Source organism: Enterococcus sp. AZ103 (assembly GCF_051714685.1).
GTDB lineage: Bacteria > Bacillota > Bacilli > Lactobacillales > Enterococcaceae > Enterococcus_A > Enterococcus_A alishanensis.
The window spans coordinates 1-23,459 of record NZ_JBIOSI010000001.1 but is presented as its reverse complement, the minus strand read 5'-3'; the positions used below and the strand labels follow the sequence as shown (position 1 = coordinate 23,459).

Genomic DNA, 23,459 nt, shown 5'->3' with positions numbered 1-23,459 from the left:
TTTTTAGTCTTCAGGAATTTCTGGTAAGTCAATATTTTCACCGTATTTATTTTTTAAAGCAGTTTGTAATAAACGGATAGCTAGGGCTTTATTGCGAGAAAGAATTGGACCATGGAAATACGTGCCGTAAACATTTTTGTAAATGACGCCTTCGCCGCTGTCTTCGCCGTTGTTCCCTTTACCTTCTTTTACCGTACCGAGTGGTCGTTCACCTTCACCAAGGAAAGTCCGACCATTATGATTTTCAAAGCCGTAATAGGTTTCGTCAAATTCTTCATTATGAATAATGATATCACCGATAAAACGATTATTGTCTTGGCTCAAAGTATAGTGATCCATTACACCGATACCGGGAATTTTTTCGCCGTCAGCGCCGACGTAATAATGACCTAATAATTGATAGCCACCACAGACAGCTAAAAGCACTCCATCATTTTCGATATATTTTTCGATGGCTTCTTTTTTATTTTGGATATCTTTTGAGACAATCATTTGTTCATAATCTTGTCCGCCACCGAAGAAAACCATATCGTATTTCTCAGCGTCGAAGTCTTGGTAGATACTGACAATTTCAGTATGCAAGTCAATGTCCATCTTTTCAGCATAATATTTCAACATTAACAAGTTGCCGTTATCGCCGTATGTGTTGAGTAAATTACCATATAAGTGTGCTAGATTCAGTTCGTATTTAGCCACGATCCATTCCTCCATCAATGTAACCTTTTTGTGCCAATTCTTTTCTCAATTGTAAGACTGCTGTGTAAGTCGCTAAAATATAGACATGTTCAGTAGGTAATTTTTTGATATCTTCAATGACTTCAGTTAAGCTTTCGGCTTCAGTTAATTTTTCTGTAGGAATCCCAGCCACTTTTAGTCGCAAAGCCATATCTTTGTGTCGATCGCCACCTGCAATTACCGCTGGAATATTCATCTCAGCAAATGCTTCATGATTACCATCCCAGATCCAGCTGACATCAATCCCGTCAGCGTAGTTAGCATTTAGTAAAGAGACTAGTGAGAAAGGGTAGGGTGCTAGTCCAATCATATCGATTACTTGGTTTAGACCCACCGGATTTTTCACTAAAACTAAGGTACATTTTTTACCCTCAATTTCAAATTCTTCTTGGCGACCAAAAACTTTTTCATCATAACCAAGGCCTTTTTTGATATTTTCAGGAGCAATGTTGAAATATTCTGCTACAGCGGTAGCCGCTAGTGCATTGTAGACGTTGTAAAGACCACCGACTTCGATTTTATAATCTTGTCCATCAATCACGAATTCAGAGGATTGGTTATCCATAGCTACCATTTCGGTTAATTGATAGTCTAATTCAGGACGATGGAAACCACAGTTAGGACAGAAATATTTACCTAAGTTAGCATAAGTAATCATTTGATATTTTAAGATATGCTGACAAACTGGACAAAGCAAACCGTCAGTATTGTAATGGGCATCTTGTTCATGATCAGGTTCGTGATCGAAGCCATAATATTTTCTAGGATTCACAGTTTCTACTGAGTTAAAAATTGGTGAGTCCCCATTAGCAATGATTGGCGCTGTAGGCGATTTTGCGGCGCCGTCGACAATTAGTTTGTAAGTGGTGTAAATTTCACCGTAGCGGTCCATTTGATCGCGAAAAATATTGGTGAATAGGAACAGTTCAGGTTTAATATATTCAGTCACTTTACTTAAACTTGCTTCGTCAATTTCTAAGACAGCAATTTTTTTATCGCCACGTTTTCCTTTGGCATTTAAAAAAGTAGATACGATTCCTTGGGCCATGTTGGCACCAGTTGGATTGGTTAAGACATAATCGTATTCTTGTTTTAAAATATTTACCGTTAAAGCGGTTGTTAGAGTTTTGCCGTTTGTTCCAGTAACAACCACCACTTTATAATCTTTTACAAGGGCATCCAGCACTTTTGGATCTAAGTTTAACGCTAGTTTCCCCGGATAGCTGGAACCTCCTTTGAAAAAGGTTTTTAGAACCCATTGTGCCGTCTTGCCAGCGGTAATCGCTAGTTGACTTTTTAACCCCATCATAAATCCTCCGTGTCTATTTACAAATTTAGTTGTATCTTATCATATTTGCCAAAAAAATTTAAACGGCTTTTCTCTTTCTTAAGTTTTAACCAAAAAAGACCCGATGTCAGGGGAACATCGGGTCAGGAGTAAGGATGAAAAAGAAATAGGATTATTTGGTATGTTTGTATATTAACGAAGAAATATGAATAAAATACGATGAATTTTTGGATAACCTTTAAACTTTTTGTGCTGATTATCCGATAATAATTTTTTCTTCAGGAAATTCGTAACCAATATCGCGGGTTTCTTTTGGTACAAAGAGCATTAAAGTATACAGCATGCCGATTCGACCAATAAACATTAATAAAGCAATCATCAATTTACCTGTTATAGATAAATCTGGTGTGATGCCTAATGATAGTCCGGTGGTTCCAAAGGCGGAAGTAACCTCGACAATGATTGCTACCAAAGAATGTTTTTCTGTAGCAGTCAAAAATAAGATACTAAAAAAACACATTCCAGCTGAAAGCATAAAAACTACAACCGATTTTCTGACATCTTCTGGTGGAATTTTACGACCAAAAACATTAATGTCATTTTCATTTTTCAAGAAAGAATAGAGATATAATCCGATGATTGCAACGGTTGTCGTTCGAACACCACCGCCAACGGAACTAGGTGAACAGCCAATAAACATCAGCATGGAAAAGACAATCAAAGTAGTACCTTGGAATTGGTTTAAATCATGAATTTGTAAGCCAGCATTACGGGTAGTCATGGAATAAAAGCCAGCATTTAACCATTGGTCTAAGAAATTCATCTGATTAAAACTATGGTCTTTTTCTAGTAACCAAATAATTAATGCGCCGCCGATAAATAAAATTACGAAAGCTAAAAGGGCAATTTTAGAAAAGAGTGAAAAACGAAAAGGCATTCGGTCTTTTTTTATTTTGTGAAAAACCCAGCCATGAAAATCCATCATCACTGGAAAACCAATCCCACCGATAAAAATCAATAGCATAACCGTTAGAATGAAAAAATGATCATTCGCGAAGGGAATAATCGAATCACCAGTCACGTCAAAACCTGAATTGGTAACCGCCGAAATTGCTTGATAAAAACCATAGAAAATTGCCTGACTGATTTTTTTGTAAGAACCGCTTAAATAAAAATGAAGAGAAAATAAAATGCCAAAAATCAATTCAACCCACAGAATCATCTTAAAAGTAACCTTGATTAGATTAACAATCCCACTTAAACGAGGTTGATTCATATCAGTCATAATTAGTTGCCTTTGTTTTAAGGTGATTTTACGCTTAGAAACAATGAAAAAGAAAGTGCTAATCATCATGATCCCTAAACCACCAACATGAAATAGAATTTCCAATAAAACAACGCCACGATCATTAAATATTTCGTGAATATTGAAAGTCGTTAAACCAGTTACTGATATAGTTGAAATGGCCATAAACAGCATATCTAAAAAAGAAGCATGGGAATCTGGTTGTCGAAAAATCGGCAAATAAAATAAGCCTAATGCTAAAATTGTCATTACAATATAGTAGGAAACAATAATTTGAATCGACGAAAAGCGATTAGTTAATTTTTGCCACTGTTTTTTCAAAAAGTCGAAGCGTTGTTCTAAGTGCATAGGGGTACTCCTAAATTTTTTTCTTAATCTTAGTATAGCAGACAATCAAAAAAACGCGCTGAAAATCAGTGCGTTTAATCATTTACTGGTTTATTGTAACCTTTATCAGCAAAAGGTTGTAGCTTTTCCAGCCATTCTTTTTGCAGTTTTTTTAATTCTTGCTTCATATTAGTGACTTTATCAGTGTCTTTTTCCCAAAGAACTTCAAAACTGAAATTTTCTGCTCCCAATTGATTCCAGTCTTCTTGTAGTGGTGTGCCATGATAAAAATTATTATTTAAATTTAATTGATAAAAATGCCAACGATTTTTTGTATTAGGAACGACTTTGATAAAGATTTTTCCATTTAATTTATTTTTTATTTGAATGACGCCGTAATATGTTTTTTGCTGTTTGTATTCTTGCAATAATGCTTTTTTTCTCGCTGAATCCATCTTAAATCTCCTTTATTTGTTACTTTCCCGCCAATATTTTTTTCCATCGGTTGTACGACTTAAAAAACCGTAGTCAATCAAATAGCGTCTTAAGGTCACATAATCAAAATAGATCTCAGTCAAGTATTGGTTCAATTCCTTTTCTGTCAGCATGGTTTCTGTTGGAATTTCCTCAATCACTCGATTTAAGATGGCGATGATTTTCTTTTGACCTTTAGGTAGTTGTTTTAATTGAACGCCTTTTGAAAAATCAAAGTATTTTTTTATTAAGGCTGTATATTCCTCTTCAGTAATTGCAAAGCGATCATCTACATCAGTAGCTTTTAGTGGAATTGGTAAATAATCGTCCTTTTGAAAGACATTTTCAAAGGTTGCTAAGTATAGTTTGGCTTGTTTCGCTTTTTGACGGAAGGTAAATTTTTGATGTCGAATGGTTGATGGGCTGACTTTAAAAAGTTCGGCAATTTCAGCATCTTTTTTTCCGCTAGCAAAAGCCGTTAATAAATCTTTTTGCTTATCTGTCAAAGTATTGTATTTACTGTCCAGATGAATTAAAGGATTCGTTTTACCTGCATGATTTTTAATCAAATGTTGAATGACTGCTTGTTCAGCTGAGAAGAATTTTTTGCCGATTTGAAATATTTCCTCTTTAGCAAAAACGGCATCGCAATAATTGCAATGATACTTATTATCATCTTGATGCCAACCTTGTTTGATTGCTTCTAAAGATAAATTAGTAATATCCATAATACACCCCTGTCAAACATAATTATAATTTGTTTATTAAAATTGTCAACAAAAAAGACGAAGATTATTTATCAATCTTCGTCTAACATTAACTTTTATTAAATCAACACACCAATAATTAAGAAGACTAAGATAAGTACAACAGTCATTGCCAAAAGTTTCGTGACAAATTTCATCCACTTATCAAAGCCGACATTGACCATGGCTAATGAAACCAAAATCAAACCGGTCGGCGCCACCAAAGCAATGATTCCTTGGCCCCAGTTGTAGGCATCAATTATCATTGCTCGATCAATCCCAACCACATCAGCTAACGGTGCCATAATCGGCATTGAAAGTACCGCTAAGCCAGAAGATGATTGGATAAAGAAACCTAAAATAATATAAACAAAGAATAAGACACAAATAAATAATACGCTATTCATGCCACTAATTTTATTGCTAAAGAAGTTCATGATTGTGTCACTGACAAAGCTGTTTTCCATTACGATACCGACGGAACGAGCAATCCCGACAGTTAAGGCAACGCCTAATAAATCAGCTGCACCGGCCACAAAGCTGTTGATGAATTTCTTTTCACCTAAGCCAGCAACAAAAGCCAAGATATAAGTGACGCCCAAGAAGACTACTGCAATTTCAGTGAAATACCAACCTAATTGCTGCACGCCCCAGATCATCACCACGAAGCCCATTACAAAAGTAATTAACGTAAGTTTTTGACGACCACTGAAAAGGGAACGTTCTTCTAAATCTAAATCGCCTAAAAAATGCGCCCGATCTTCACCAGCAGTATCTGCCACCAATGATTTTTCGGGATTTAAACGAACTTTTTCGGCATAACGAATTGTATAAACAATGGATAAACCAACAGCAGCTATCCACATTGCAACCCGTAAACCCATTCCTTCGGTGAAGTTTATCCCAGCAGCATTTGAAGCGATAACTGTTGAGAAGGGGTTGACAGTCGATGCCATGGTTCCAATAGCTGTTCCCAGATAAATCGTGGCGACCGCGGTGAGTGTGTCATAACCAGCTAATAGGAAAATCGGAATCAAAATGGGATAAAAGGCAATCGTTTCTTCTGCCAAACCAAAAGTAGTACCGCCTAAAGCAATTAAAGTTAAAACGATGACAATTAACCATTTTTGTTTATTCTTTAGTTTGTCTGATAAACGCATCATACCGGCATTCATCGCACCTGTAGCATTAACGATACCGATGACACCACCTAGAATTAAAATAAATATAATAATATCAATACTGTCGGCAATCCCTTGGACTTGGGCAGATAGAAATTGATAGATTGTTCCTGTAACTCCCCGTGCAGGCTTCTCAATCTCTTCATAAGATCCAGGAATCGCTGCTGGACGGTAGATCGTCCCATCCCTAAATTTTTCCACGTCCATCTTGATGTCATAATCATTTAAAGTTGCTTGCGTTGCAGGTTCTGTGGCTTCCTTCCCAGAAGGTGCAGTAATAACAAATTCATCGCTTTCACCATCGTACATTAAAGTACTGTATTTACCTGAAGGGATAAAAAAGGTGAGGGCTTGTACCATAATTAATACGATGATAATTACCGTATAGGCACTGGGAAATGAACGCTTTTTCTTTTGTGGGACTTCTTCCATTTTTAACAACTCCTTTTATATTTTAAGGACTTTTTTAAAATGCCCTTAATTTATTATACAACGCATTTCTTTGATCAAAAATAATTGAAAAGATTATCATTTTTATATTATTTAATTTTAATTTAAGAAGAGAGATAACAGCTTGTATTTTATTTAATCGTTACAAAATACAGTGAATGGTAGTGAAGCAATAGAAAAATCTGTAAATATCAGTCTTTTTCTGCTATGATATTTTAGGAACTATTTGGAAAGGTGATACTAATGGCACAGCTTTTTTTTAAATACGGCGCAATGAATAGTGGAAAGACTATTGAGATTTTAAAAGTTGCTCACAATTATGAAGAACAAAACAAACCCGTTGTCTTAATGACAAGTGGTTTAGATACAAGAGATGGTGTTGGCAGAATTGCTAGTCGTATCGGCTTAAGTCGTGAGGCGCAACCAATTTTTGCAGAGACCAATGTTTTTGAGGAAATTAGGCAGTTAGACTACAAGCCTTATTGTATTTTAATTGATGAAGCACAGTTTCTACTGAAACATCATGTCTTAGAATTTGCTAAAATTGTTGATCAGTTGGGCATACCAGTGATGGCCTTTGGTTTAAAAAATGATTTTAGAAATGAACTATTTGAAGGCTCAAAATATCTTTTATTATATGCAGATAAATTAGAAGAATTAAAAACCATTTGTTGGTTCTGTCACAAAAAGGCAATCATGAACTTGCATTATATTGATGGCAAACCCGTTTATGAAGGAGACCAAGTGCAAATTGGCGGAAATGAAGCTTATTACCCAGTTTGTCGTAACCACTATTTACACCCAGAAATTAAGGAGGAAACATAATCCATGTACGATCAAATGCAAGCAATTGAAGATCGATATGAAGAACTCGGAGAATTATTAAGTGATCCAGCGGTAATCTCTGATACAAATCGTTTTATGCAATTGTCAAAAGAAGAAGCAAATACTCGTGAGATCGTTGAAACTTATCGTCGATACAAAAAGGTCGTTGAAGGAATCAGTGAAGCCGAAGAATTACTAGGTGAAAACTTAGATGCTGAACTAGCTGAAATGGCAAAAGAAGAACTAGCGGATTTAAAAAAAGAAAAAGAAGTATTAGAAGACGAAATCAAAATTTTGTTGCTACCTAAAGATCCTAATGATGATAAAAATATTATTATGGAAATTCGTGGTGCAGCTGGTGGTGATGAAGCAGCTTTATTTGCTGGTGACTTATTTAATATGTACCAAAAATATGCTGAAGGCCAAGGCTGGCGCACTGAAGTTTTAGAAGCGAATGTAACAGGCATCGGCGGTTATAAAGAAGTTATCATGATGATTACTGGTGACAATGTCTACTCAAAATTAAAATATGAAAGTGGTGCCCACAGAGTGCAACGGGTACCATCGACTGAATCGCAAGGTCGGATTCATACTTCAACATCGACAGTGGTAGTCATGCCAGAGGCGGAAGAAGTTGAAATTGATATTGCTGATAAAGATATTCGAACAGATATCTATCATGCTTCAGGCGCCGGCGGGCAGCACGTCAACAAGACTGCATCGGCTGTTCGTTTAACACATATTCCAACTGGAGTGGTAGTAGCAATGCAAGATGAACGTTCACAAATAAAAAACCGCGAAAAAGCTATGAAGATTTTACGTGCCCGAGTGTACGATAAAATTTCATCAGAAGCTCAAAGCGAATACGATGCATCAAGAAAATCAGCAGTCGGTACTGGTGATCGTTCTGAAAGAATTAGAACATATAATTACCCACAAAATCGAGTAACTGATCATCGGATTGGTTTGACAATCCAAAAACTAGATCAAATTTTAGCTGGTAAATTAGATGAAGTAGTTGATGCCTTGATTCTTTACGATCAAACGAAGAAATTGGAAGAATTACAAAATGTCTAACAGCTATTTAGAAGTCCTGACCAGGGCTTCTTCTTTTTTAGAGCGTCATGGAAAAGAAGGCCATGCAATAGAATATTTATTTTTAGCACGCAAAAATTGGGATAAAACCACTTGGTTATTAAATATGCGCAAGTCAATCTCACCGGTTGATGAAGCAATCATTGAAGCTGATTTAGCTGAGCTAATGAAAGACATTCCACCCCAATACCTATTAGGTTATGAAGAATTTTATGGTCAAACTTTTAAAGTGACTAAAGACACTTTAATTCCGCGACCTGAAACAGAAGAATTAGTTGCTTTATGTCTAGCTGACAATCCTAAAAAAGATTTAAAAGTGACCGATATCGGGACAGGCACAGGGGTGATTGCCATTAGTTTGAAATTAGCACGACCTTCTTGGCAAGTCACAGCATTAGATATTTCAACAGCAGCACTGGAAGTGGCAAAAATGAATGCTGAAAATTTGTCTGCAGAAGTTCATTTTAAAAAAAGTGATGTTCTAGCAAAATTGACGGAAAAACAAGATATCATTATTAGTAATCCGCCATATATTTCAGCTGATGAATGGGAATTAATGGATGTCAGTGTCCGTAAGTTTGAACCGAAACAAGCATTATTTGCCGATAATCAAGGATTGGCAATCTATCAGAAAATTGCTGAAGAAGCACCAAAATTATTAAATCCTCAAGGAAAAATTTATTTAGAAATTGGCTTCCAACAGGCAGACTCTGTTAAAGAAATCTTTCAACAAGCTTTTCCAGCTAAAGAAGTCAATCTGAAAAAAGATTTGTTTGGTTTGGATCGGATGATTGTCGTTGAATAAAATCTGGGGATAAAAATTTTATTTTTCCTTCATAATTTATAAAAAAACTGATGGTATCAGTCTTGAAAACGAATTAAAAGTTATCAACAAGGTTATGCACACTTGACAAAAGATTTATCCACAAGTCGTGGGTAACTTAAAATAAGTGTTTGGAAAATTGGGAAATCAAGATAATAGGAGTTGTGGATAAACTGTGGAAACAAAAATATTTAAAGCGGCAGATTTGCCGCAGGTGATTGATTTATTAAAAAGCGGCGAGGTAGTCGCTTTTCCCACGGAAACTGTCTATGGATTGGGTGCTGACGCGCTTTTACCAGCAGCTGTCAAGCAAGTTTTTGCGGTCAAAGGACGTCCCGCTGACAATCCTTTAATTGTGCACGTATCGGACTTTGAAATGACGAAACAATTTGTGGAAAAGTATCATCCTTTAACTCAACAGATCATAAAAGAATTCTGGCCAGGACCGTTGACATTAATTTTTGAATTAAAAAAAGGTGCATTAAATCCTGTTGTTACAGGTGGTTTATCCACAGCAGCATTTCGAATGCCAGACAATAAAATAACGTTAAAATTAATAAAAGAAGCGGGATTTCCTTTAGTCGGACCTAGTGCCAATACCTCTGGCAAGCCGAGTCCAACGACAGCTGAACATGTCTATCACGATTTAAATGGAAAAATAGCAGGGATTCTAGATGACGGTGCGACACAAATTGGTGTTGAATCAACCGTATTAGATTTAAGTGGTGACGTACCGACTATTTTACGACCGGGAGCAGTCACTAAGGAAATTTTGGAAGATGTTTTAGGAATTGAGGTTCCTTTGGACGCTCATTTGGTGAAAGAAACTGAAACGCCAAAAGCACCGGGGATGAAATATAAACATTACTCGCCGGACACACCGGTTTATATGGTGGAAAATTCTGATTGGTCAGCCGCTATTGATTGGGCAAAAAGTGAGAATTTACGAGTGGGTATTTTAGCAGGTCCAGCGATAAGTGATAAATTTACTGGATTGAATCATTTTATTTTTGAGAACGATTCGATTGAAGCAGCTACTCATGGTTTGTTTAGTGGGTTACGAGCACTGGATCAGAGAGAAGATGTTGACATTATTTTTGCTAATGTTTTTTCTGAGACAGATCTAGGTTTGGCTTATATGAATCGATTAAAAAAAGCGGCAGGACAAAAATACTTCAAAAAATAATTTGGCATAATATTCGATAAAAGGTTACAAATCTCGTATACTTAAAACTACTAAACAGTTAAGGGGTGGAGTGTTGATGAATTACAAAGAATTAGACCCAGATTTATGGCGAGCAGTTTCCTTAGAGGAGGAGCGCCAACAGAACAATTTAGAATTGATCGCATCAGAAAATATTGTTTCAACGGCTGTTCGTGCAGCGCAAGGGACCGTTTTAACGAATAAATACGCAGAAGGTTACCCTGGTCGTCGCTATTATGGTGGTTGTGAATTTATTGATATTGTAGAAAATTTAGCAATTGATCGTGCCAAGGAATTATTTGATGCAAAATTTGCGAATGTTCAAGCTCATTCTGGTTCTCAAGCCAATCAAGCAGCTTATTTGTCACTGATTGAAGCTGGTGACTTAGTTTTAGGAATGGATTTATCAGCGGGCGGTCACTTAACTCACGGTTCTCCTGTAAACTTTAGCGGGAAAACCTATCACTTTGTAGGCTATGGTGTTGATCCAGAATCTGAAACTATTGATTACGATGTTGTGCGCCAATTAGCGCTTGAACACAAACCAAAATTAATTGTCGCAGGAGCAAGTGCTTATTCTAGAACAATTGATTTTGCTAAGTTTAAAGAAATTGCTGATGAAGTGGATGCAAAATTAATGGTAGATATGGCCCATATTGCTGGATTGGTTGCGACTGGATTACATCCAAATCCAGTGCCATATGCTGATATTGTTACTTCTACGACTCATAAAACTTTGCGAGGACCTCGTGGTGGATTAATTTTAACTAATAATCCTGAGTTAGCGAAAAAAATCAATAGTGCTGTTTTCCCAGGAACGCAAGGTGGCCCATTGGAGCACGTAATTGCTGCTAAAGCTGTCGCATTTAAAGAAGCTTTAATGCCTGATTTTAAAGAATACAGCCAACAAGTTTTAAATAATATTAAAGCGATGGAAACTGTTTTCAATGATACGCCAGAAATGCGAGTTGTCTCAGGCGGCAGTGACAATCATTTACTTTTATTAGATTTAGCTGGTTTTGAGATTAGTGGACGTGAAGCTGAAGAAATGCTGGATTCAGTGAATATTACTGTAAACAAAAATTCAATTCCGTTTGAAACAAAAAGCTCAAGAGAAACCAGTGGCATTCGTGTCGGTACAGCGGCGATTACTTCTCGTGGTTTTGATGAAGAAGATACAAAAGCTGTGGCACAAGCAATTATCGCTACACTAAAATCAAAAGGCGACAGCCAACAATTAGATAAAGTTAAAGCTGAAGTGTTGAGACTCACTCAGAAAAATCCTTTGTAAGAAAAACTTTTCTTATGGAAAAAGATAGCTTATAATAAGACAAAATGAGCACAAAAGGAGCAATTAAAAATGGGTAAGTTTCAAGTAATCGATCATCCTTTAATTCAACACAAATTAACAATTATTCGCGATAAAAACTGTGGTACAAAAGTTTTCCGTGAGGTTGTAGACGAAATTGCCATGTTAATGGCTTATGAAGTTTCTCGCGATATGCCTTTAGAAGATGTAGAGATCGAAACACCAATCACTATGTCCACTCAAAAAACTTTATCGGGGAAAAAAGTGGCAATTGTGCCAATCTTGCGTGCAGGTTTAGGAATGGTTGATGGTATTTTAGAATTAATTCCAGCTGCCAAAGTAGGTCATGTGGGAATGTTCCGTGATGAAGAAACTTTAAAACCACACGAATATTTCTTTAAAATGCCAGAAGATATTGATTCTCGTCAATTATTCGTAGTCGATCCAATGTTAGCGACTGGTGGATCTGCGATCATGGCAATTGATTCATTAAAAAAACGTGGCGCTTCTAACATCAAATTCGTTTGTTTAGTTGCTGCTCCAGAAGGCGTAAAAGTATTACAAGATGCTCATCCAGATGTTGATATTTATACTGCAGCATTAGATGATCATTTAAATGAACAAGGATACATTGTACCTGGTTTAGGTGATGCAGGCGACCGTTTATTCGGTACTAAATAAGAAAAAGACCGATTCTTTTTAAAGAATCGGTCTTTTATCTTATCAGCTTTAAATTTTTTCTAGCTGTTTGTAGTTAATTACAGCGACACCATTTGATTCATTTATCAAATTTGTATTTGCTGTTGTTTCATCGATCTCAACAATTGCTGCGTTACGTAGTTGTTTCGTTACCTTACCAGTTTGTTTCTTGCCATGAACAGTAAAAGTAACTTGCGTAGTAATAGGAAAAGTTTTTCCTAATTCGGAAGGGTCGATCTGCGTGTCCATTTTACCAAATGTTGCCAAAAAAACTCGCCTCCTTTAGTGTTCACATTATATTATAACATTTTTTAGCCATTTTTTCATCTATGGGACTTTTTCGAAGTTTTGCCTTTACTTTTTTTGAAAAGTTTCCTATAATTTTTTTGTAGTTTGCCAGCTTAGCTCAGTCGGTAGAGCAACGCACTCGTAACGCGTAGGTCACAGGTTCGATTCCTGCAGCTGGCACTAGTTATAAAGACTGATATATTAAGGTTTATAGCCTTTTTATATCAGTCTTTTTTATTTGAAAATCTGCTTCGTGGGCAGAGGCGTGGGCAGAGATTTTAAATAAAAAAAATAAAATAACGATTCACAATTATTCAAGAAGTGTTGAAAAACGGTCGCTCGCAGCTCTTTTTGTTTCTTCCAAAGCGTGCCCATATATGTTCATTGTAGTACGATAGTCTTTATGCCCTAGAAGCTCCTGAACGGTCTTAATAGGGATTTCAGGATCAGCCAGCAAGAAAGAGGCGGAAGTGTGTCTAAGGTCGTGAAAACGAATTTTACGGAGGCCAGCTCGTTTCACAAATCTATACCAGTTTCGATACAATGAGGTTGGTAATTCAAATTGACCTTCCGGACTTCCAAAAACATATTTGTTTTTAGGATTAATCTTTAGTTTTTTCCTAGCTTCCTGATTTATAGATATATATTCTTTTAAAACCTGTAGATAGTGATCAGGAACTGGAATTAATTTGGACTGCGATGCCTTCAATCCATCACGTCTCTCGTACTTTTTTTCTTCGTTTAAAACAATACGTTGGTGGAAAAAGATTGTATTTTTATTAAAATCAATATCTTTTTCTTCTAAGGCTGCTATTTCACCTTCGCGAGCACCAGTAAGAAAGGCTGTCAAAACAAGAACTTTTGTTTTATCAGATGCATGTTCATCGAGAGCTTGCAGCATTAGCTTAACTTCATCAATGGAATAAGGTTCTGGAATAAGAGTATTTTTCATTGATTCTTTAGGTAGTTTAACATCTGAAACTGGATTGTGGCTTATTATTCTATATTGATCTTTAGCAACTGAGAAAACACTACTAATAGCGTTTAAAAAGCGCTTTTTTGTCTTTCTAGATAATTCTTTCTTACTTTCATTTATTGGTTGGGCGGCTAATACTACATCTTTTATTTGATAGGGTCTAATTTCTATTATTTTTTTATTACTGAATGTCGGAATAAATCTTTTTTCTATAATATCAGAGTATTCTCTGACTGTACGTGGTTCTAAAATGGTCCGAGCTTCTTTCTTCCACATGCCTTCGTAAAAGTTTTTAAACGTAATGGAGGAGACATCTTCATATCCATGTTCTTCAAGGTATTCGATCCATTCATCTAATTCACTATATGCTTTTCTCAGGGTAGTAGCGGTTGATACTTTACTAAGTCGAACAGGATTACCTTTTTCATTGTAGCCAACTGTGACACGCATTCTAAATGAGCCACTAGGTAATTTGTCAACGGAACCTTTTTCAATTGCCATTTGTATCAATCCTTTCAATTTGATAAAATAGGCATAGCTAAATAAGCGTATGCTTTTTTTCAGATCACATCCACGTTCTTGGTCGGGCGGGATGTGTTTTTTAATTAAGATTATTTACAAGCTCTTTTCCATCAATCAAAAGATACGAAAGCGTTGCTCCTGAATCCTGACTTCCATCCCAATCATAAATGGACTTTACACGTCCGTAATTTTTGTCCTGAGTAGTAACAATCCATGTATTCTTTCCATCAATATAATTGAGAGTAACATTCCACAAATCTTCCCCCTCATAAGTGAGATTAAAATTTCTATCTTCAGCATCAAGTTGAGTGAACGAAATTAAAGTATTCTTTTGCTCAGTCGATGCAGAGTGGATCTGTGTTTCCGAATTTTTATCCGTTTCATCTTTTTGAGTGGATGAGGTAGTTTGTGGAGCGTTGGTAGATTTTGTTACAACCTCTCCAAGTCCTTCGTACTCATCATCATCTTCGTCTAAATCATATTGTTCTTCCGCAGCTTTAATAACCATGTTGCTATAAACATTAACCGCAATTATTCCAATTGTGACAAAACCTAGAAAGACCAAACAAACTATCCAAACTTTTTTCATTTTATACCCCCATTTCTCCATTTCTGATATAATATTTGTAAGCAATATCCTAGCAATAGGGTTGTTGGTCCACGTTGCAGCGTGGGCTATTTATTTGTTAAATAATTTAAAATCTATGTCGATCTTAGTTTTTATTATAGCAATTGCACCTATATTTCAATTAACGAGGGTGGGGAAAAGAGGCGATATCAAACAATATTAACACTGTCGCATTTTTTTCATATCTCGGTCATATGACTAATCCCTATGTTTAGAGTGCTAATTATTCAAGCATTTTCATCGAAGAAAAAGAAGAAAAACCTTTCCTGAGAATCATCAATGTAATCCGCTTGTATTTCAGAGAGCACTTTTTTTTTATCGTTATCAGCTCTATTTCTTTGAATTAATGAAACCTCTCGACAAATAATATTGATAATATTCACATTTTGATTTCTGAATTTAATAACATAATTTAAGGCTATGGAGTGATTAAGTTTAAATCGATGTTGAAAATAATTTAAAAGTCTATTGTGCATTGCTGGCTCACTCATTCCAGTTTGATGACACATTTCTTTAAAATTAGCTTTATGCAGTATCATTTCTTCAAGGGATTTTTCTGAGCAAAATAACATTGACCCAATATTGTTTGCTTCGTCTTCATAAGGTAACATTTCATCAGAATACAATCCTTTGATTTTATCATTTGTCAGAGAAACAAAAATTTCCTTTTTTAATCCATTTCTTATGTGAAAATAAAAATGGCATAACTCGTGTAAAATTGTAAATATTATTCGCGATTTAACACAACTTTGGTTGATCATGATTAAAGTTCTATTTTTCTCTGGGATGGTAAAACCGGATATTCTGTCAACAATATCAGAATCTAAGAAACAGAAATTTGCTCCTTTAATAATAGTTTTATATTTTATAAAATTTTTTGTGGGTCTTGTTTTCGTCCATTCATTATCTCCATAACGCTCTAAAGGATTAACATCATAAAAACAAAAATGTAGATTATAATTTTCTTGAAAAAAACGTATGATCATCTTGTAATGTATATCTTCTATAGATAATTTGTAGTAGGAACTAATTTCTTGTAATAGTAGATTAGCTTTGAAAGAATAATCATTATATTGTTCTAAGTTAATTTGTCGATATTCAAATTTTGCCATAGGAAAACACCATTTTATTCTTTCCAATTAGAATCATCATCCAGTAATCCTCGAGCTATTTTCATCATACCTTTCAGAGACTCATTAAATTTTTCTTTTTCTTCAGAAGTCATATCATTACTTTGAGAACGAAAAGCAATAAGTAATTCTTCTTCTAAAGGGTCTTTATCATCTTGATTTAATTCTGATTTTATTGGTGAGGGATTATCTGTTCTGCCAAGTAGATAGTCTACAGAAACATCGAAATAATCAGCTAACCGAGCCAGTTCTTTTGAACTAGGTGTTTGTTTTTTCCAACTACCTATATATCCATTTGAATAACCGAAATTAATTTCTAATTGTCGAATGGATAGTTTTTTTAATTTTGCTAATTCTTTTATTCTTTCGTAAGTATTCATTGATAAATCAACCTTTCTGAATGCTTACAAAAATAGTTTAGATAAATAATGTAAAATAGTTTGACTAATATACATTTATAATCTATACTAGTTTTTGTAAACGAGTCGCCAACAAAAAAGACAACATAAAATAAAACTGCATATTGAAAGCTGACCGCCAAGAAAGCTATTTAACAGTATTTTTATGTCTTGTTTAACTATGCCCTAAGTATAGATTATCTATCTATCCATGTCAATATAGTTTAGAAAATAGTTGCCGTTCTCGTTTACATTCTATATGAGAGGAGTATTACAGATGGCTGATGCACAAGAAACAAAGCAAAAAATTCTAAATCATTTCAAAGACAATGGTTGGAGCATTCCAGATGTTGCAAGTGCGATGAATATTACTGAGCAGTATTTAAGAAAAATTTTGAATAACCCAGATGACCATTGGAAACAGATTACGAATATTGTTTCTAAATACAAAATAAGATAGGAGGGATTATCAATGCAAAACCTTGCGTTAGTTTCACTAGATGAATTGAAAGTATTGATATCAGAAAAAGCTATTCCAAATGAAACATGGAATTCGAAACAAGCAGCGGATTATCTAGAAATTACTTTACCAACATTGTTCAAGGAAGTAAAAGCTGGAAAGATTCCTGGAGTAAAGATTGCTAGTGAATGGAAATTTAATTCCATCGCATTGTTTGAATTGGTTGCAAGAAAGAAGACCTATCAAGATGAATAAAGAAGACAAGTTCAAATTTGTATTAATAATAATTAGTCTAATTCTCTCGATAATTTCCATATTCGGGAGTGCATATCTATGAAACTCAAAAATGATCAATTAGAACCAATAAATATCTTCAGCTATCACAAGGAGGAATTTCATGAATCAAATACCAGCAGAGTTAATACACCGAGCAATTGATTCACTAGAAAGTATAGCAAATAGCCTTAGTACTTTGGCAGAAGAAACTAAGACTAATAAAGAATTGAAACAAACTCTTATTTCTAATGTTGATATGCTGCAAGAATCAATCGAAAAGATGAAAGAAGATCCTTTTGGTTTAGATGGAAATTAGGTTTCAATAAGTCATTAGAAAGGGTTGAAGTAGTGAATATAAAAGAAGCTATAGATGTTGCGTTACCAAAAGGGAATGCAATCACAAAGAAATCATGGATAGAAGAGGAAAGAATGTTATGGGTAATTCCTACCAATACATCTGCATGTATGATTCTTATGGATACTAGAAAGCCTGTAGAACAGAATCTTATTCAAGGTTGGCAGCCTACTGCAGAAGATTTGCAAGCTGATGATTGGATTACTAATTGATCTCTAGTGGGGAGTGCAAATGAAAAGGAGGATAAATCAGTGAAAAGAATATTTATGTTTAGAAGAATTGGTCTTTTATTGTTCATGTTAGTTATTGGAGCACTATTGACCGGCAACGTTCCCACTTGGCTAAAAATAGTTTCTTCTATTTTGGCATTTGGCCATCAATTAATTTACACAGAAATTTCTTATGAAGTTAAACGTAAATACTATCATGAACAAAATATATGTACATAAAAAGGAGTAGATCAGATGTTTAAGAAACAGGAACTTGAAATAAATGTAGAAAAAAATTATGTAAAATCAGTAATTTCTAAGATTAAAAACATTCTCTGGAACAATTTTGATACAAATGCAGAGATTGAGAACTATTCATTTTCAAATGATGAAAATCAAGTAGTCAAATTCTACTTTATTTCTTCAGATAAGCAGTTGGAGGATTTAAAAAAATCAATCAAAGATCATTTTTATCTGGTATTAACTATCAAAGCATAAATGAAGGGAGGTGGAATGATGAAAAATATCAGTTTAAATCTATCTGAAATTAATGAATGTGCAGCACAAGAAAAATTTGAATACGAAATGGAAAAAGTGTTCGAAAATATTTTGGATAAAAATACTGAAGCAACAAAGAAAAGGACAGTAACATTAACTGTTGATGTTATACCAGACAAAGATCGTGAGTTAGTTGTTCTAAATATCAGCAGTAAAAGCAAACTTGTTCCTCGTGATGAAACTTCAACCAAAATACTTTTTGGAAGAAATAGTGGTTCCGGATTCATTGAAGCCAGTGAGCTTGTCTCTGGTGCAAGAGGTCAGCTATTTATGGACCCAGATGATTTAAAAATTAAAACAGATGTTGGCGAATCCGTAGATGAAATAGAAGAACAAGAAAAAAATGAAGTAATAGATTTTAAAAAAAGAAGAAATAACTAGGAGGGAAAAAGTATGTCAGAAAATATTAGTGAAGCTTTAGCTTATGCCGTTGAACTTCGGGAAAAACAAGAAGTCATTTTTAAAGAAGAAGGAAAAACTTTTTATGACACAAGTAAAGCCAGTTTGAAAGAGTTGTTTCCGAAGAAGTATGCAGGGACATTAGAAGTAAACTCGTTAACAGGGTTGATTCAGTACTTACAATCCATGTTTGATCAGGATGCGGAAAAACCAGATTCATTAATTATTCATGTGGAATCACCCACAAAGGTTTCGGTATTAGGAAAATTAGATGAAGAGCGAAGACGTGAAAGTCTCATTGCAGCAAATGCTGAACTTGATGTATTCCCATACAAAAGTTTCCTTGATCAAGAACGTTTCAAAATTAATATGATGGCTCTTTTTGACCGAACAGATGATGCAGAAGCCATTTTAGCATTTGCTAGTGCTATCAGATTAGAAGGTAGCTCAGATTTGAGAGATGATGGGATTTCTCAGATGGCGACCGTTAAAACAGGAGCTAGTACTGTGGGTGATGGTGTGGTTCCTAGTCCAGCTGTTTTAAAACCGTATAGAACATTTTTAGAAGTGGATCAACCAGAGAGTAGTTTCATTTTCAGAATTAACGATCGTGGAGATTGTGCGTTGTTTGAGGCTGATGGTGGCTTATGGAAGAGCACAGCAAAAGAGTCTATAAAAAAATATTTGGAAAGTAACTTGAAGGATTTAGTAGAAAAAGAAATCATTACTGTAATCGCATAAAAAAACTGCATGTACTAGCATGCAGTTAAACGAAAAATTAAATAATTTTCCAGAAATGAAAATATATATACCTACAGTATAGCATTTCTGGATATTTTTTTCAAAAAAACACTGAACATCAGTGTTTTATCGTCCTTGTAATAGGTACTAACACAAGAGCAGAAGAAATATCAGGAGTGGCATCTATGTTTATTCAAGAGAAGAGATTGTCAATAGGTGACTATCAAGAAGTAGACATCATTCCTTTATCCAACACTAGCAGAAAGAAAACTAAAAAAAGAAAAGAAATATTACCTCGACCAGCACAAGCTAATAATAATGATAAAAGAAGTAGGCGATATTTTGGATTACTAGCAAAGGGTAATTTTAAAAAAGGAGACTATTATGGCACTTATACTTTTTCAAAAAAGTATTTACCAAGTAATCCAGAAGAAGCAAAGAAGATTTTTAAGGATACCTTTATTCGGAAAGTAAGATATCAATTTAAAAAAGCTGGTAAAGAATTAAAGTACTTGTTTGTAATGGAATATCAGGAAGATGAAGATGGGAATTCTATTGAACGGATTCATTTTCATTTTTTAATGAGTAGTGGTATTAGCAGGGATGTAGTAGAGGAGTGTTGGTCTGTTGGTAGGGGAAAGAAGAAGGAATCATTAGGCAGGAGAAATACAAAAATCATTCAACCGGACTCTGACGGGATTCAAGCTTTAGTGAACTATCTAAAAAAGAAACCTCGTTGGAAAAAAGGAGTAAAAACTTGGTCTGGTTCAAGGAATCTAGAAAAGCCTGTAAAGCAGGTTAATAATAATAAATACTCCAGGAGAAAAGTTGAAAAATTCAGCTTATCCAATGACTATGGATTCGAGTACTTTGAAAAAGAGTATGCCAAATACCATATAACAAGTATTGAACCTGTTTATAACGATAGAAAAGGTTGGCATATCTATTTACAAATGATTAAGAGGTGAGATTTATGAAAACAAAATATTATCTAGTAGCTTGTTTAGACAAAGAAGACAAGATTCAGGAAATAAAAGAATACTACTTACTTATCAGACTAAATTTTTCCTTTCTAGGTGCATTCAAGATGGACAAGGAAAATTGGACCATCACTAATAACCAGATGGTTCTAATGTTTAAAGACATCAATGAGATGCAACATATCCATAGTGAGTTTAAATGGACTGAGATTGCAGAAAGTAAAAAAATTGAAGATTACGCAAGTTTTGATTCTAAAACCAGCTATAGCACATTTTTAAAAATAATGGGAGGGGCTAGGAGTGGAAAAATACTCAAGAAGCTTTCAAAGCAACGTAAACAATCAAATAGGAAAGCAATTTGAAGAATTAATTCTTGCTGGTTGTCAGCATTACCGGCAAAAGCAGTTGGCAGAGATCAACCGCATTCCAGAACACTTCCGTGTGGTAAAGGCAAATAGGGATGGTTCTTTCTCAGGCAGATTTACTGGATTAGCTCAACCAGACTTTTCCGGCACATTACAGGGAGGAAGATCAATTGTTTTTGAAGCTAAAGCAACAACGAACGATCACATCAAACAAAGTGTGATTTCTAAAGAACAAAAGAAGAAATTGAATTATCACTATATTAACGGTGCATTAACTGGTGTGTGTATTCGGATTAAGAATGTGTATGCATTTATACCTTGGAAAATTTGGTGTGATATGAAGAAAAGATATGGGCGTTTATATATGACTGAGTCTGAAGCAAAAGAGTTTGCAGTTAAAACACCTGGATTCATAGATTTCTTGAATTATCAAAATGAGGCAATTACCTATGAAACTTACTAGAAAAGAACTGGAATTAGAATTCAGAAATTTTTGTTCTTTAGTTGGCTGGTGCATATTCAAATTGGTTCCCAACGTTAAGAATAAGAAACAATTGCAGTCAGTAGTGTTTGATCCAGACGGTAATAAAATTGACGTTATCATTACAGAATCTGGGCGATATATCAAGTTACTAGGGAATAAACAGTATGAGGAAATTAATCAGAAAAAGATGTTAGATGATTGCAAAGCCTAATATGAAAGAAAAAGGAGGATTATATGTTAATAGAACGACACATAAAAATTTTGACATCTATAAATGACTTTTCTTGCTTATATGGTTATCAGCCGACAACAAGGGAAGTGATGGAAAAAATGGAAATAGCTTCAACTTCTACTATGTTTGGACATCTTCATCGATTGAAAGACAAAGGTTATCTAGATTTTATTAAGCAATCATCTCGAACCCTACATTTAACTCAGAAAGGCTTGAGGGTAATAGCAGATGATAAATAATGTTGTATTGATTGGTCGTCTCACGAAAGAACCTGATCTAAGATACACAAGTAGTGGACAAGCAGTAGCGACATTTACTTTAGCAGTGAATCGTAATTTTACAAACCAAAGTGGTAATCGTGATGCAGATTTTATTAATTGTGTGATTTGGCGGAAAGCTGCAGAAAACTTTGCGAACTTTGCTAAAAAAGGTTCATTGGTCGGAATTACTGGACGGATCCAAACGAGAAATTACGAGAATCAGCAAGGACAAAAAGTATATGTGACTGAAGTAATTATAGATAGCTTTCAGATGTTAGAGACTCGGTCAGCGAATGACCAACGTCAAAACAATCCTCATATGGATGCCAGTGACGGTTCTACAAGTAAATATAATAAAGAGCAAAATAACCAGCAGCCAGCTGAGGACAATATGCCCAATTTTGATCGAGAAGATAATCCATTTGGTAGTGAAAAAATTGATATTTCGGATGATGATTTACCATTTTAGGAGGTGAGACATGGATGAATATTTTAGATGTTTTTTGGGAAAATGTAGACTGGCATCGAAAAAATAAAAAAATACCTTGGTATGAGCTTGTTGGAGGAAACAGTGGTCTTGCAACGTCTCACAAATTGAATGTTTCCTTAAAAAGAGCGCAAGAAATAGCAGAACTCCTGGACATTGATGACTATGCAATTTTGTTTGAACCATTAGACTAGCTAACTAAAAACGAACAAACAAAAGCAAATAGGAGGGACCATCATGGAACCGACTGAAAGATTCATAGATTCTGTAGTTAGGGGAATGGATTCAGAGCTAGAAGTGGATCAGTTAAGAAAACTAAAAATAGTTTTGACATTAAACTTGAACAAGTACCAAATTGAAGAGTCAAAAAATGACTTAATTATTTACGATGAAACAAGTGATATAGCAGCATACAAGCAATACTTCGTCAGTAAAAAATTGCAAGGGCTGTCTCTAGGGACTTTGAATCTGTACAAGTCCACAATTGATAGATTCATGAGGACTGTAAGAAGGCCATTTGCGGATATTACAACAAATGATATTCGGATGTTCATCGCGAATCGAAATATGATCGATCATATCTCTAGTGCCACTTTGAGCCGAGAACGTGGGTGCATTTGTAGATTTTTTACTTGGTTGTACAAAGAAGAATATCTGTCGAAAGACCCTGGGTTAAGGGTTGAGGAAATAAAAGTAGAAAAAAGAATCAAAAAAGCTTTTACGCCGATTGAGATTGAACTTATGAGAAATGCGGCTACTAGCTTAAAGGAAAAGGCAGTAATTGAGCTGTTACTTTCTACAGGTTGTAGAGTAAGCGAGTTAGTGTCATTCACCTTAGAAAACTATGACCGGGACCGTGGGACGATTCCAGTCATCGGAAAAGGCAACAAAGAAAGAATTGCATTCGTTAATGCAAAAGCTAAAGTTGCCATTGATAATTATCTAAATAAATCGGGGCATAATAGCGGGCCGATTATTCAAGGGCGTGAACAAGGAACGCCAATGGATGTATCTAGCATTCAAAAAATGATTTCTGTTATTGCTGAAAGGGCGAATGTGAGGCATGCTCATCCGCACAAGTTCAGGAGGACAGCCGCAACATTGGCATTAAAGCACGGAATGGACATTAACGATGTACGGATATTTCTTGGCCACAGTTCCATGAACACAACTTTACAATATCTTGATTTGACAGGCGTAAATTTTAAAGAAATTCATGACAAGTATTTGGGTTAATGACCCTATAAGC

General features: G+C 35.1%; 33 protein-coding genes and 1 tRNA gene. 23 read left to right on the top strand and 11 right to left on the bottom strand.

The genetic code is table 11. The features are described from left to right. Nucleotides 1-3: 3 nt before the first annotated feature. The 6 genes from ID741_RS00170 to ID741_RS00145 form a co-directional block, all read right to left on the bottom strand. A complete protein-coding gene (locus ID741_RS00170; RefSeq protein ID WP_218324491.1) occupies nucleotides 4-696 on the bottom strand; it encodes a type 1 glutamine amidotransferase in 693 nt (230 codons plus the stop codon). Then, nucleotides 689-2,041: a MurT ligase domain-containing protein gene (locus tag ID741_RS00165; RefSeq protein ID WP_438718681.1), complete on the bottom strand. Its 1,353-nt coding sequence runs from the start codon at nucleotides 2,039-2,041 to the stop codon at nucleotides 689-691. Before ID741_RS00165 ends, ID741_RS00170 begins: the two co-directional genes overlap by 8 nt. A gap of 238 nt (nucleotides 2,042-2,279) precedes the next feature. Beyond that, complete coding sequence (locus tag ID741_RS00160; protein WP_218324493.1) at nucleotides 2,280-3,677, bottom strand: TrkH family potassium uptake protein; 1,398 nt, start codon at nucleotides 3,675-3,677, stop codon at nucleotides 2,280-2,282. Between the two features lie 74 nt (nucleotides 3,678-3,751). Then, a complete protein-coding gene (locus tag ID741_RS00155) occupies nucleotides 3,752-4,111 on the bottom strand; it encodes a GIY-YIG nuclease family protein (protein ID WP_438718680.1) in 360 nt (119 codons plus the stop codon). A 12-nt stretch (nucleotides 4,112-4,123) separates the two neighbouring features. Then, nucleotides 4,124-4,858 (bottom strand): DUF2087 domain-containing protein, encoded by a 735-nt coding sequence (locus ID741_RS00150; protein ID WP_438718679.1) that lies wholly within the window; start codon nucleotides 4,856-4,858, stop codon nucleotides 4,124-4,126. A gap of 98 nt (nucleotides 4,859-4,956) precedes the next feature. Beyond that, complete coding sequence (locus tag ID741_RS00145; protein ID WP_218324496.1) at nucleotides 4,957-6,489, bottom strand: YfcC family protein; 1,533 nt, start codon at nucleotides 6,487-6,489, stop codon at nucleotides 4,957-4,959. A gap of 261 nt (nucleotides 6,490-6,750) precedes the next feature. On the opposite strand from ID741_RS00145, the gene ID741_RS00140 reads away from it, so the two are divergent. The 6 genes from ID741_RS00140 to upp all read left to right on the top strand — a co-directional run bounded on the left by ID741_RS00140 (nucleotide 6,751) and on the right by upp (nucleotide 12,444). Then, nucleotides 6,751-7,332 (top strand): thymidine kinase, encoded by a 582-nt coding sequence (locus ID741_RS00140; protein ID WP_438718678.1) that lies wholly within the window; start codon nucleotides 6,751-6,753, stop codon nucleotides 7,330-7,332. Between the two features lie 3 nt (nucleotides 7,333-7,335). Beyond that, the gene (gene prfA, locus ID741_RS00135; RefSeq protein WP_438718677.1) at nucleotides 7,336-8,409 is read left to right on the top strand and encodes a peptide chain release factor 1; all 1,074 of its coding nucleotides are present in this window, start codon (nucleotides 7,336-7,338) and stop codon (nucleotides 8,407-8,409) included. Then, entirely contained in the window at nucleotides 8,402-9,232 is an 831-nt protein-coding gene (gene prmC / locus ID741_RS00130) for a peptide chain release factor N(5)-glutamine methyltransferase (RefSeq protein WP_438718676.1), read from the top strand. The genes prfA and prmC overlap by 8 nt, the downstream gene beginning before the upstream one ends. A gap of 193 nt (nucleotides 9,233-9,425) precedes the next feature. Next, nucleotides 9,426-10,436 (top strand): L-threonylcarbamoyladenylate synthase, encoded by a 1,011-nt coding sequence (locus tag ID741_RS00125; RefSeq protein WP_438718675.1) that lies wholly within the window; start codon nucleotides 9,426-9,428, stop codon nucleotides 10,434-10,436. Between the two features lie 76 nt (nucleotides 10,437-10,512). Next, complete coding sequence (gene glyA / locus ID741_RS00120) at nucleotides 10,513-11,745, top strand: serine hydroxymethyltransferase (RefSeq protein WP_438718674.1); 1,233 nt, start codon at nucleotides 10,513-10,515, stop codon at nucleotides 11,743-11,745. Nucleotides 11,746-11,814: 69 nt separating this feature from the next. Then, nucleotides 11,815-12,444: a uracil phosphoribosyltransferase gene (gene upp, locus ID741_RS00115; protein WP_218324502.1), complete on the top strand. Its 630-nt coding sequence runs from the start codon at nucleotides 11,815-11,817 to the stop codon at nucleotides 12,442-12,444. A gap of 48 nt (nucleotides 12,445-12,492) precedes the next feature. Here the strand turns inward: upp and ID741_RS00110 are convergent, their stop codons facing one another. Then, nucleotides 12,493-12,711, bottom strand: a complete 219-nt coding sequence (locus ID741_RS00110; protein WP_218324815.1) for a hypothetical protein — start codon at nucleotides 12,709-12,711, stop codon at nucleotides 12,493-12,495. Between the two features lie 146 nt (nucleotides 12,712-12,857). Between ID741_RS00110 and ID741_RS00105 the strand changes: the two genes are divergently transcribed. Continuing rightward, nucleotides 12,858-12,930, top strand: a tRNA-Thr gene (locus tag ID741_RS00105). 130 nt (nucleotides 12,931-13,060) lie between these two features. Here the strand turns inward: ID741_RS00105 and ID741_RS00100 are convergent. From ID741_RS00100 to ID741_RS00085, 4 genes are all read right to left on the bottom strand, one after another. Further along, a complete protein-coding gene (locus ID741_RS00100) occupies nucleotides 13,061-14,227 on the bottom strand; it encodes a tyrosine-type recombinase/integrase (RefSeq protein ID WP_438718673.1) in 1,167 nt (388 codons plus the stop codon). A 100-nt stretch (nucleotides 14,228-14,327) separates the two neighbouring features. After that, the gene (locus ID741_RS00095) at nucleotides 14,328-14,837 is read right to left on the bottom strand and encodes a hypothetical protein (protein ID WP_438718672.1); all 510 of its coding nucleotides are present in this window, start codon (nucleotides 14,835-14,837) and stop codon (nucleotides 14,328-14,330) included. Between the two features lie 266 nt (nucleotides 14,838-15,103). Further along, nucleotides 15,104-15,988, bottom strand: coding sequence for an ImmA/IrrE family metallo-endopeptidase (locus ID741_RS00090; protein WP_438718671.1), 885 nt, complete (start codon nucleotides 15,986-15,988; stop codon nucleotides 15,104-15,106). Between the two features lie 14 nt (nucleotides 15,989-16,002). Then, nucleotides 16,003-16,386, bottom strand: coding sequence for a helix-turn-helix domain-containing protein (locus ID741_RS00085; protein ID WP_438718670.1), 384 nt, complete (start codon nucleotides 16,384-16,386; stop codon nucleotides 16,003-16,005). 295 nt (nucleotides 16,387-16,681) lie between these two features. On the opposite strand from ID741_RS00085, the gene ID741_RS00080 reads away from it, so the two are divergent. The 16 genes from ID741_RS00080 to ID741_RS00005 all read left to right on the top strand — a co-directional run bounded on the left by ID741_RS00080 (nucleotide 16,682) and on the right by ID741_RS00005 (nucleotide 23,446). Then, a complete protein-coding gene (locus ID741_RS00080; protein WP_438718669.1) occupies nucleotides 16,682-16,864 on the top strand; it encodes a hypothetical protein in 183 nt (60 codons plus the stop codon). A gap of 12 nt (nucleotides 16,865-16,876) precedes the next feature. Continuing rightward, entirely contained in the window at nucleotides 16,877-17,119 is a 243-nt protein-coding gene (locus ID741_RS00075) for a helix-turn-helix domain-containing protein (RefSeq protein ID WP_438718668.1), read from the top strand. Between the two features lie 142 nt (nucleotides 17,120-17,261). After that, nucleotides 17,262-17,456, top strand: a complete 195-nt coding sequence (locus ID741_RS00070) for a hypothetical protein (protein ID WP_438718667.1) — start codon at nucleotides 17,262-17,264, stop codon at nucleotides 17,454-17,456. A 32-nt stretch (nucleotides 17,457-17,488) separates the two neighbouring features. After that, on the top strand, nucleotides 17,489-17,707 hold the full coding sequence (locus tag ID741_RS00065; protein ID WP_438718666.1) for a Thoeris anti-defense Tad2 family protein: 219 nt from the start codon (nucleotides 17,489-17,491) through the stop codon (nucleotides 17,705-17,707). Between the two features lie 39 nt (nucleotides 17,708-17,746). Then, entirely contained in the window at nucleotides 17,747-17,944 is a 198-nt protein-coding gene (locus ID741_RS00060; protein WP_438718665.1) for a hypothetical protein, read from the top strand. A 15-nt stretch (nucleotides 17,945-17,959) separates the two neighbouring features. Further along, the gene (locus tag ID741_RS00055; RefSeq protein ID WP_438718664.1) at nucleotides 17,960-18,202 is read left to right on the top strand and encodes a hypothetical protein; all 243 of its coding nucleotides are present in this window, start codon (nucleotides 17,960-17,962) and stop codon (nucleotides 18,200-18,202) included. An 18-nt stretch (nucleotides 18,203-18,220) separates the two neighbouring features. Then, on the top strand, nucleotides 18,221-18,643 hold the full coding sequence (locus ID741_RS00050) for a hypothetical protein (protein WP_438718663.1): 423 nt from the start codon (nucleotides 18,221-18,223) through the stop codon (nucleotides 18,641-18,643). 12 nt (nucleotides 18,644-18,655) lie between these two features. Further along, the gene (locus tag ID741_RS00045) at nucleotides 18,656-19,402 is read left to right on the top strand and encodes a hypothetical protein (RefSeq protein ID WP_438718662.1); all 747 of its coding nucleotides are present in this window, start codon (nucleotides 18,656-18,658) and stop codon (nucleotides 19,400-19,402) included. Between the two features lie 185 nt (nucleotides 19,403-19,587). Then, entirely contained in the window at nucleotides 19,588-20,370 is a 783-nt protein-coding gene (locus ID741_RS00040) for a rolling circle replication-associated protein (protein ID WP_438718661.1), read from the top strand. A gap of 5 nt (nucleotides 20,371-20,375) precedes the next feature. Continuing rightward, a complete protein-coding gene (locus tag ID741_RS00035; protein WP_438718660.1) occupies nucleotides 20,376-20,744 on the top strand; it encodes a hypothetical protein in 369 nt (122 codons plus the stop codon). After that, on the top strand, nucleotides 20,683-21,210 hold the full coding sequence (locus tag ID741_RS00030) for a Holliday junction resolvase RecU (RefSeq protein WP_438718659.1): 528 nt from the start codon (nucleotides 20,683-20,685) through the stop codon (nucleotides 21,208-21,210). The genes ID741_RS00035 and ID741_RS00030 overlap by 62 nt, the downstream gene beginning before the upstream one ends. Then, entirely contained in the window at nucleotides 21,197-21,442 is a 246-nt protein-coding gene (locus tag ID741_RS00025) for a hypothetical protein (RefSeq protein WP_438718658.1), read from the top strand. The genes ID741_RS00030 and ID741_RS00025 overlap by 14 nt, the downstream gene beginning before the upstream one ends. Before the next feature lie 23 nt (nucleotides 21,443-21,465). Next, nucleotides 21,466-21,702: a hypothetical protein gene (locus ID741_RS00020; RefSeq protein ID WP_438718657.1), complete on the top strand. Its 237-nt coding sequence runs from the start codon at nucleotides 21,466-21,468 to the stop codon at nucleotides 21,700-21,702. Then, nucleotides 21,692-22,192 (top strand): single-stranded DNA-binding protein, encoded by a 501-nt coding sequence (ssb, locus tag ID741_RS00015; RefSeq protein WP_438718656.1) that lies wholly within the window; start codon nucleotides 21,692-21,694, stop codon nucleotides 22,190-22,192. The genes ID741_RS00020 and ssb overlap by 11 nt, the downstream gene beginning before the upstream one ends. Nucleotides 22,193-22,206: 14 nt before the next feature. Beyond that, nucleotides 22,207-22,404: a hypothetical protein gene (locus tag ID741_RS00010; RefSeq protein WP_218326106.1), complete on the top strand. Its 198-nt coding sequence runs from the start codon at nucleotides 22,207-22,209 to the stop codon at nucleotides 22,402-22,404. Between the two features lie 43 nt (nucleotides 22,405-22,447). Next, nucleotides 22,448-23,446, top strand: a complete 999-nt coding sequence (locus tag ID741_RS00005; protein WP_438718655.1) for a tyrosine-type recombinase/integrase — start codon at nucleotides 22,448-22,450, stop codon at nucleotides 23,444-23,446. The last annotated feature ends 13 nt before the right edge of the window (nucleotides 23,447-23,459 follow it).

What these genes read in the sequence shown, in the direction of transcription:
- ID741_RS00165 (WP_438718681.1), bottom strand. Translation starts at nt 2,041, where the DNA reads ATGGGGTTAAAAAGTCAACTAGCGATTACCGCTGGCAAGACGGCACAA.
- ID741_RS00020 (WP_438718657.1), top strand. Translation starts at nt 21,466, where the DNA reads ATGTTAATAGAACGACACATAAAAATTTTGACATCTATAAATGACTTT.
- ID741_RS00025 (WP_438718658.1), top strand. Translation starts at nt 21,197, where the DNA reads ATGAAACTTACTAGAAAAGAACTGGAATTAGAATTCAGAAATTTTTGT.
- ID741_RS00140 (WP_438718678.1), top strand. Translation starts at nt 6,751, where the DNA reads ATGGCACAGCTTTTTTTTAAATACGGCGCAATGAATAGTGGAAAGACT.
- ID741_RS00085 (WP_438718670.1), bottom strand. Translation starts at nt 16,386, where the DNA reads ATGAATACTTACGAAAGAATAAAAGAATTAGCAAAATTAAAAAAACTA.
- prmC (WP_438718676.1), top strand. Translation starts at nt 8,402, where the DNA reads ATGTCTAACAGCTATTTAGAAGTCCTGACCAGGGCTTCTTCTTTTTTA.
- ID741_RS00160 (WP_218324493.1), bottom strand. Translation starts at nt 3,677, where the DNA reads ATGCACTTAGAACAACGCTTCGACTTTTTGAAAAAACAGTGGCAAAAA.
- ID741_RS00110 (WP_218324815.1), bottom strand. Translation starts at nt 12,711, where the DNA reads ATGGACACGCAGATCGACCCTTCCGAATTAGGAAAAACTTTTCCTATT.
- ID741_RS00150 (WP_438718679.1), bottom strand. Translation starts at nt 4,858, where the DNA reads ATGGATATTACTAATTTATCTTTAGAAGCAATCAAACAAGGTTGGCAT.
- prfA (WP_438718677.1), top strand. Translation starts at nt 7,336, where the DNA reads ATGTACGATCAAATGCAAGCAATTGAAGATCGATATGAAGAACTCGGA.
- ID741_RS00090 (WP_438718671.1), bottom strand. Translation starts at nt 15,988, where the DNA reads ATGGCAAAATTTGAATATCGACAAATTAACTTAGAACAATATAATGAT.
- ID741_RS00095 (WP_438718672.1), bottom strand. Translation starts at nt 14,837, where the DNA reads ATGAAAAAAGTTTGGATAGTTTGTTTGGTCTTTCTAGGTTTTGTCACA.
- upp (WP_218324502.1), top strand. Translation starts at nt 11,815, where the DNA reads ATGGGTAAGTTTCAAGTAATCGATCATCCTTTAATTCAACACAAATTA.
- ID741_RS00070 (WP_438718667.1), top strand. Translation starts at nt 17,262, where the DNA reads ATGAATCAAATACCAGCAGAGTTAATACACCGAGCAATTGATTCACTA.
- ID741_RS00010 (WP_218326106.1), top strand. Translation starts at nt 22,207, where the DNA reads ATGAATATTTTAGATGTTTTTTGGGAAAATGTAGACTGGCATCGAAAA.
- ID741_RS00040 (WP_438718661.1), top strand. Translation starts at nt 19,588, where the DNA reads ATGTTTATTCAAGAGAAGAGATTGTCAATAGGTGACTATCAAGAAGTA.
- ID741_RS00075 (WP_438718668.1), top strand. Translation starts at nt 16,877, where the DNA reads ATGCAAAACCTTGCGTTAGTTTCACTAGATGAATTGAAAGTATTGATA.
- ID741_RS00045 (WP_438718662.1), top strand. Translation starts at nt 18,656, where the DNA reads ATGTCAGAAAATATTAGTGAAGCTTTAGCTTATGCCGTTGAACTTCGG.
- ID741_RS00155 (WP_438718680.1), bottom strand. Translation starts at nt 4,111, where the DNA reads ATGGATTCAGCGAGAAAAAAAGCATTATTGCAAGAATACAAACAGCAA.
- ID741_RS00005 (WP_438718655.1), top strand. Translation starts at nt 22,448, where the DNA reads ATGGAACCGACTGAAAGATTCATAGATTCTGTAGTTAGGGGAATGGAT.
- ID741_RS00100 (WP_438718673.1), bottom strand. Translation starts at nt 14,227, where the DNA reads ATGGCAATTGAAAAAGGTTCCGTTGACAAATTACCTAGTGGCTCATTT.
- ID741_RS00145 (WP_218324496.1), bottom strand. Translation starts at nt 6,489, where the DNA reads ATGGAAGAAGTCCCACAAAAGAAAAAGCGTTCATTTCCCAGTGCCTAT.
- glyA (WP_438718674.1), top strand. Translation starts at nt 10,513, where the DNA reads ATGAATTACAAAGAATTAGACCCAGATTTATGGCGAGCAGTTTCCTTA.
- ID741_RS00080 (WP_438718669.1), top strand. Translation starts at nt 16,682, where the DNA reads ATGGCTGATGCACAAGAAACAAAGCAAAAAATTCTAAATCATTTCAAA.
- ID741_RS00050 (WP_438718663.1), top strand. Translation starts at nt 18,221, where the DNA reads ATGAAAAATATCAGTTTAAATCTATCTGAAATTAATGAATGTGCAGCA.
- ssb (WP_438718656.1), top strand. Translation starts at nt 21,692, where the DNA reads ATGATAAATAATGTTGTATTGATTGGTCGTCTCACGAAAGAACCTGAT.
- ID741_RS00055 (WP_438718664.1), top strand. Translation starts at nt 17,960, where the DNA reads ATGTTTAAGAAACAGGAACTTGAAATAAATGTAGAAAAAAATTATGTA.
- ID741_RS00035 (WP_438718660.1), top strand. Translation starts at nt 20,376, where the DNA reads ATGAAAACAAAATATTATCTAGTAGCTTGTTTAGACAAAGAAGACAAG.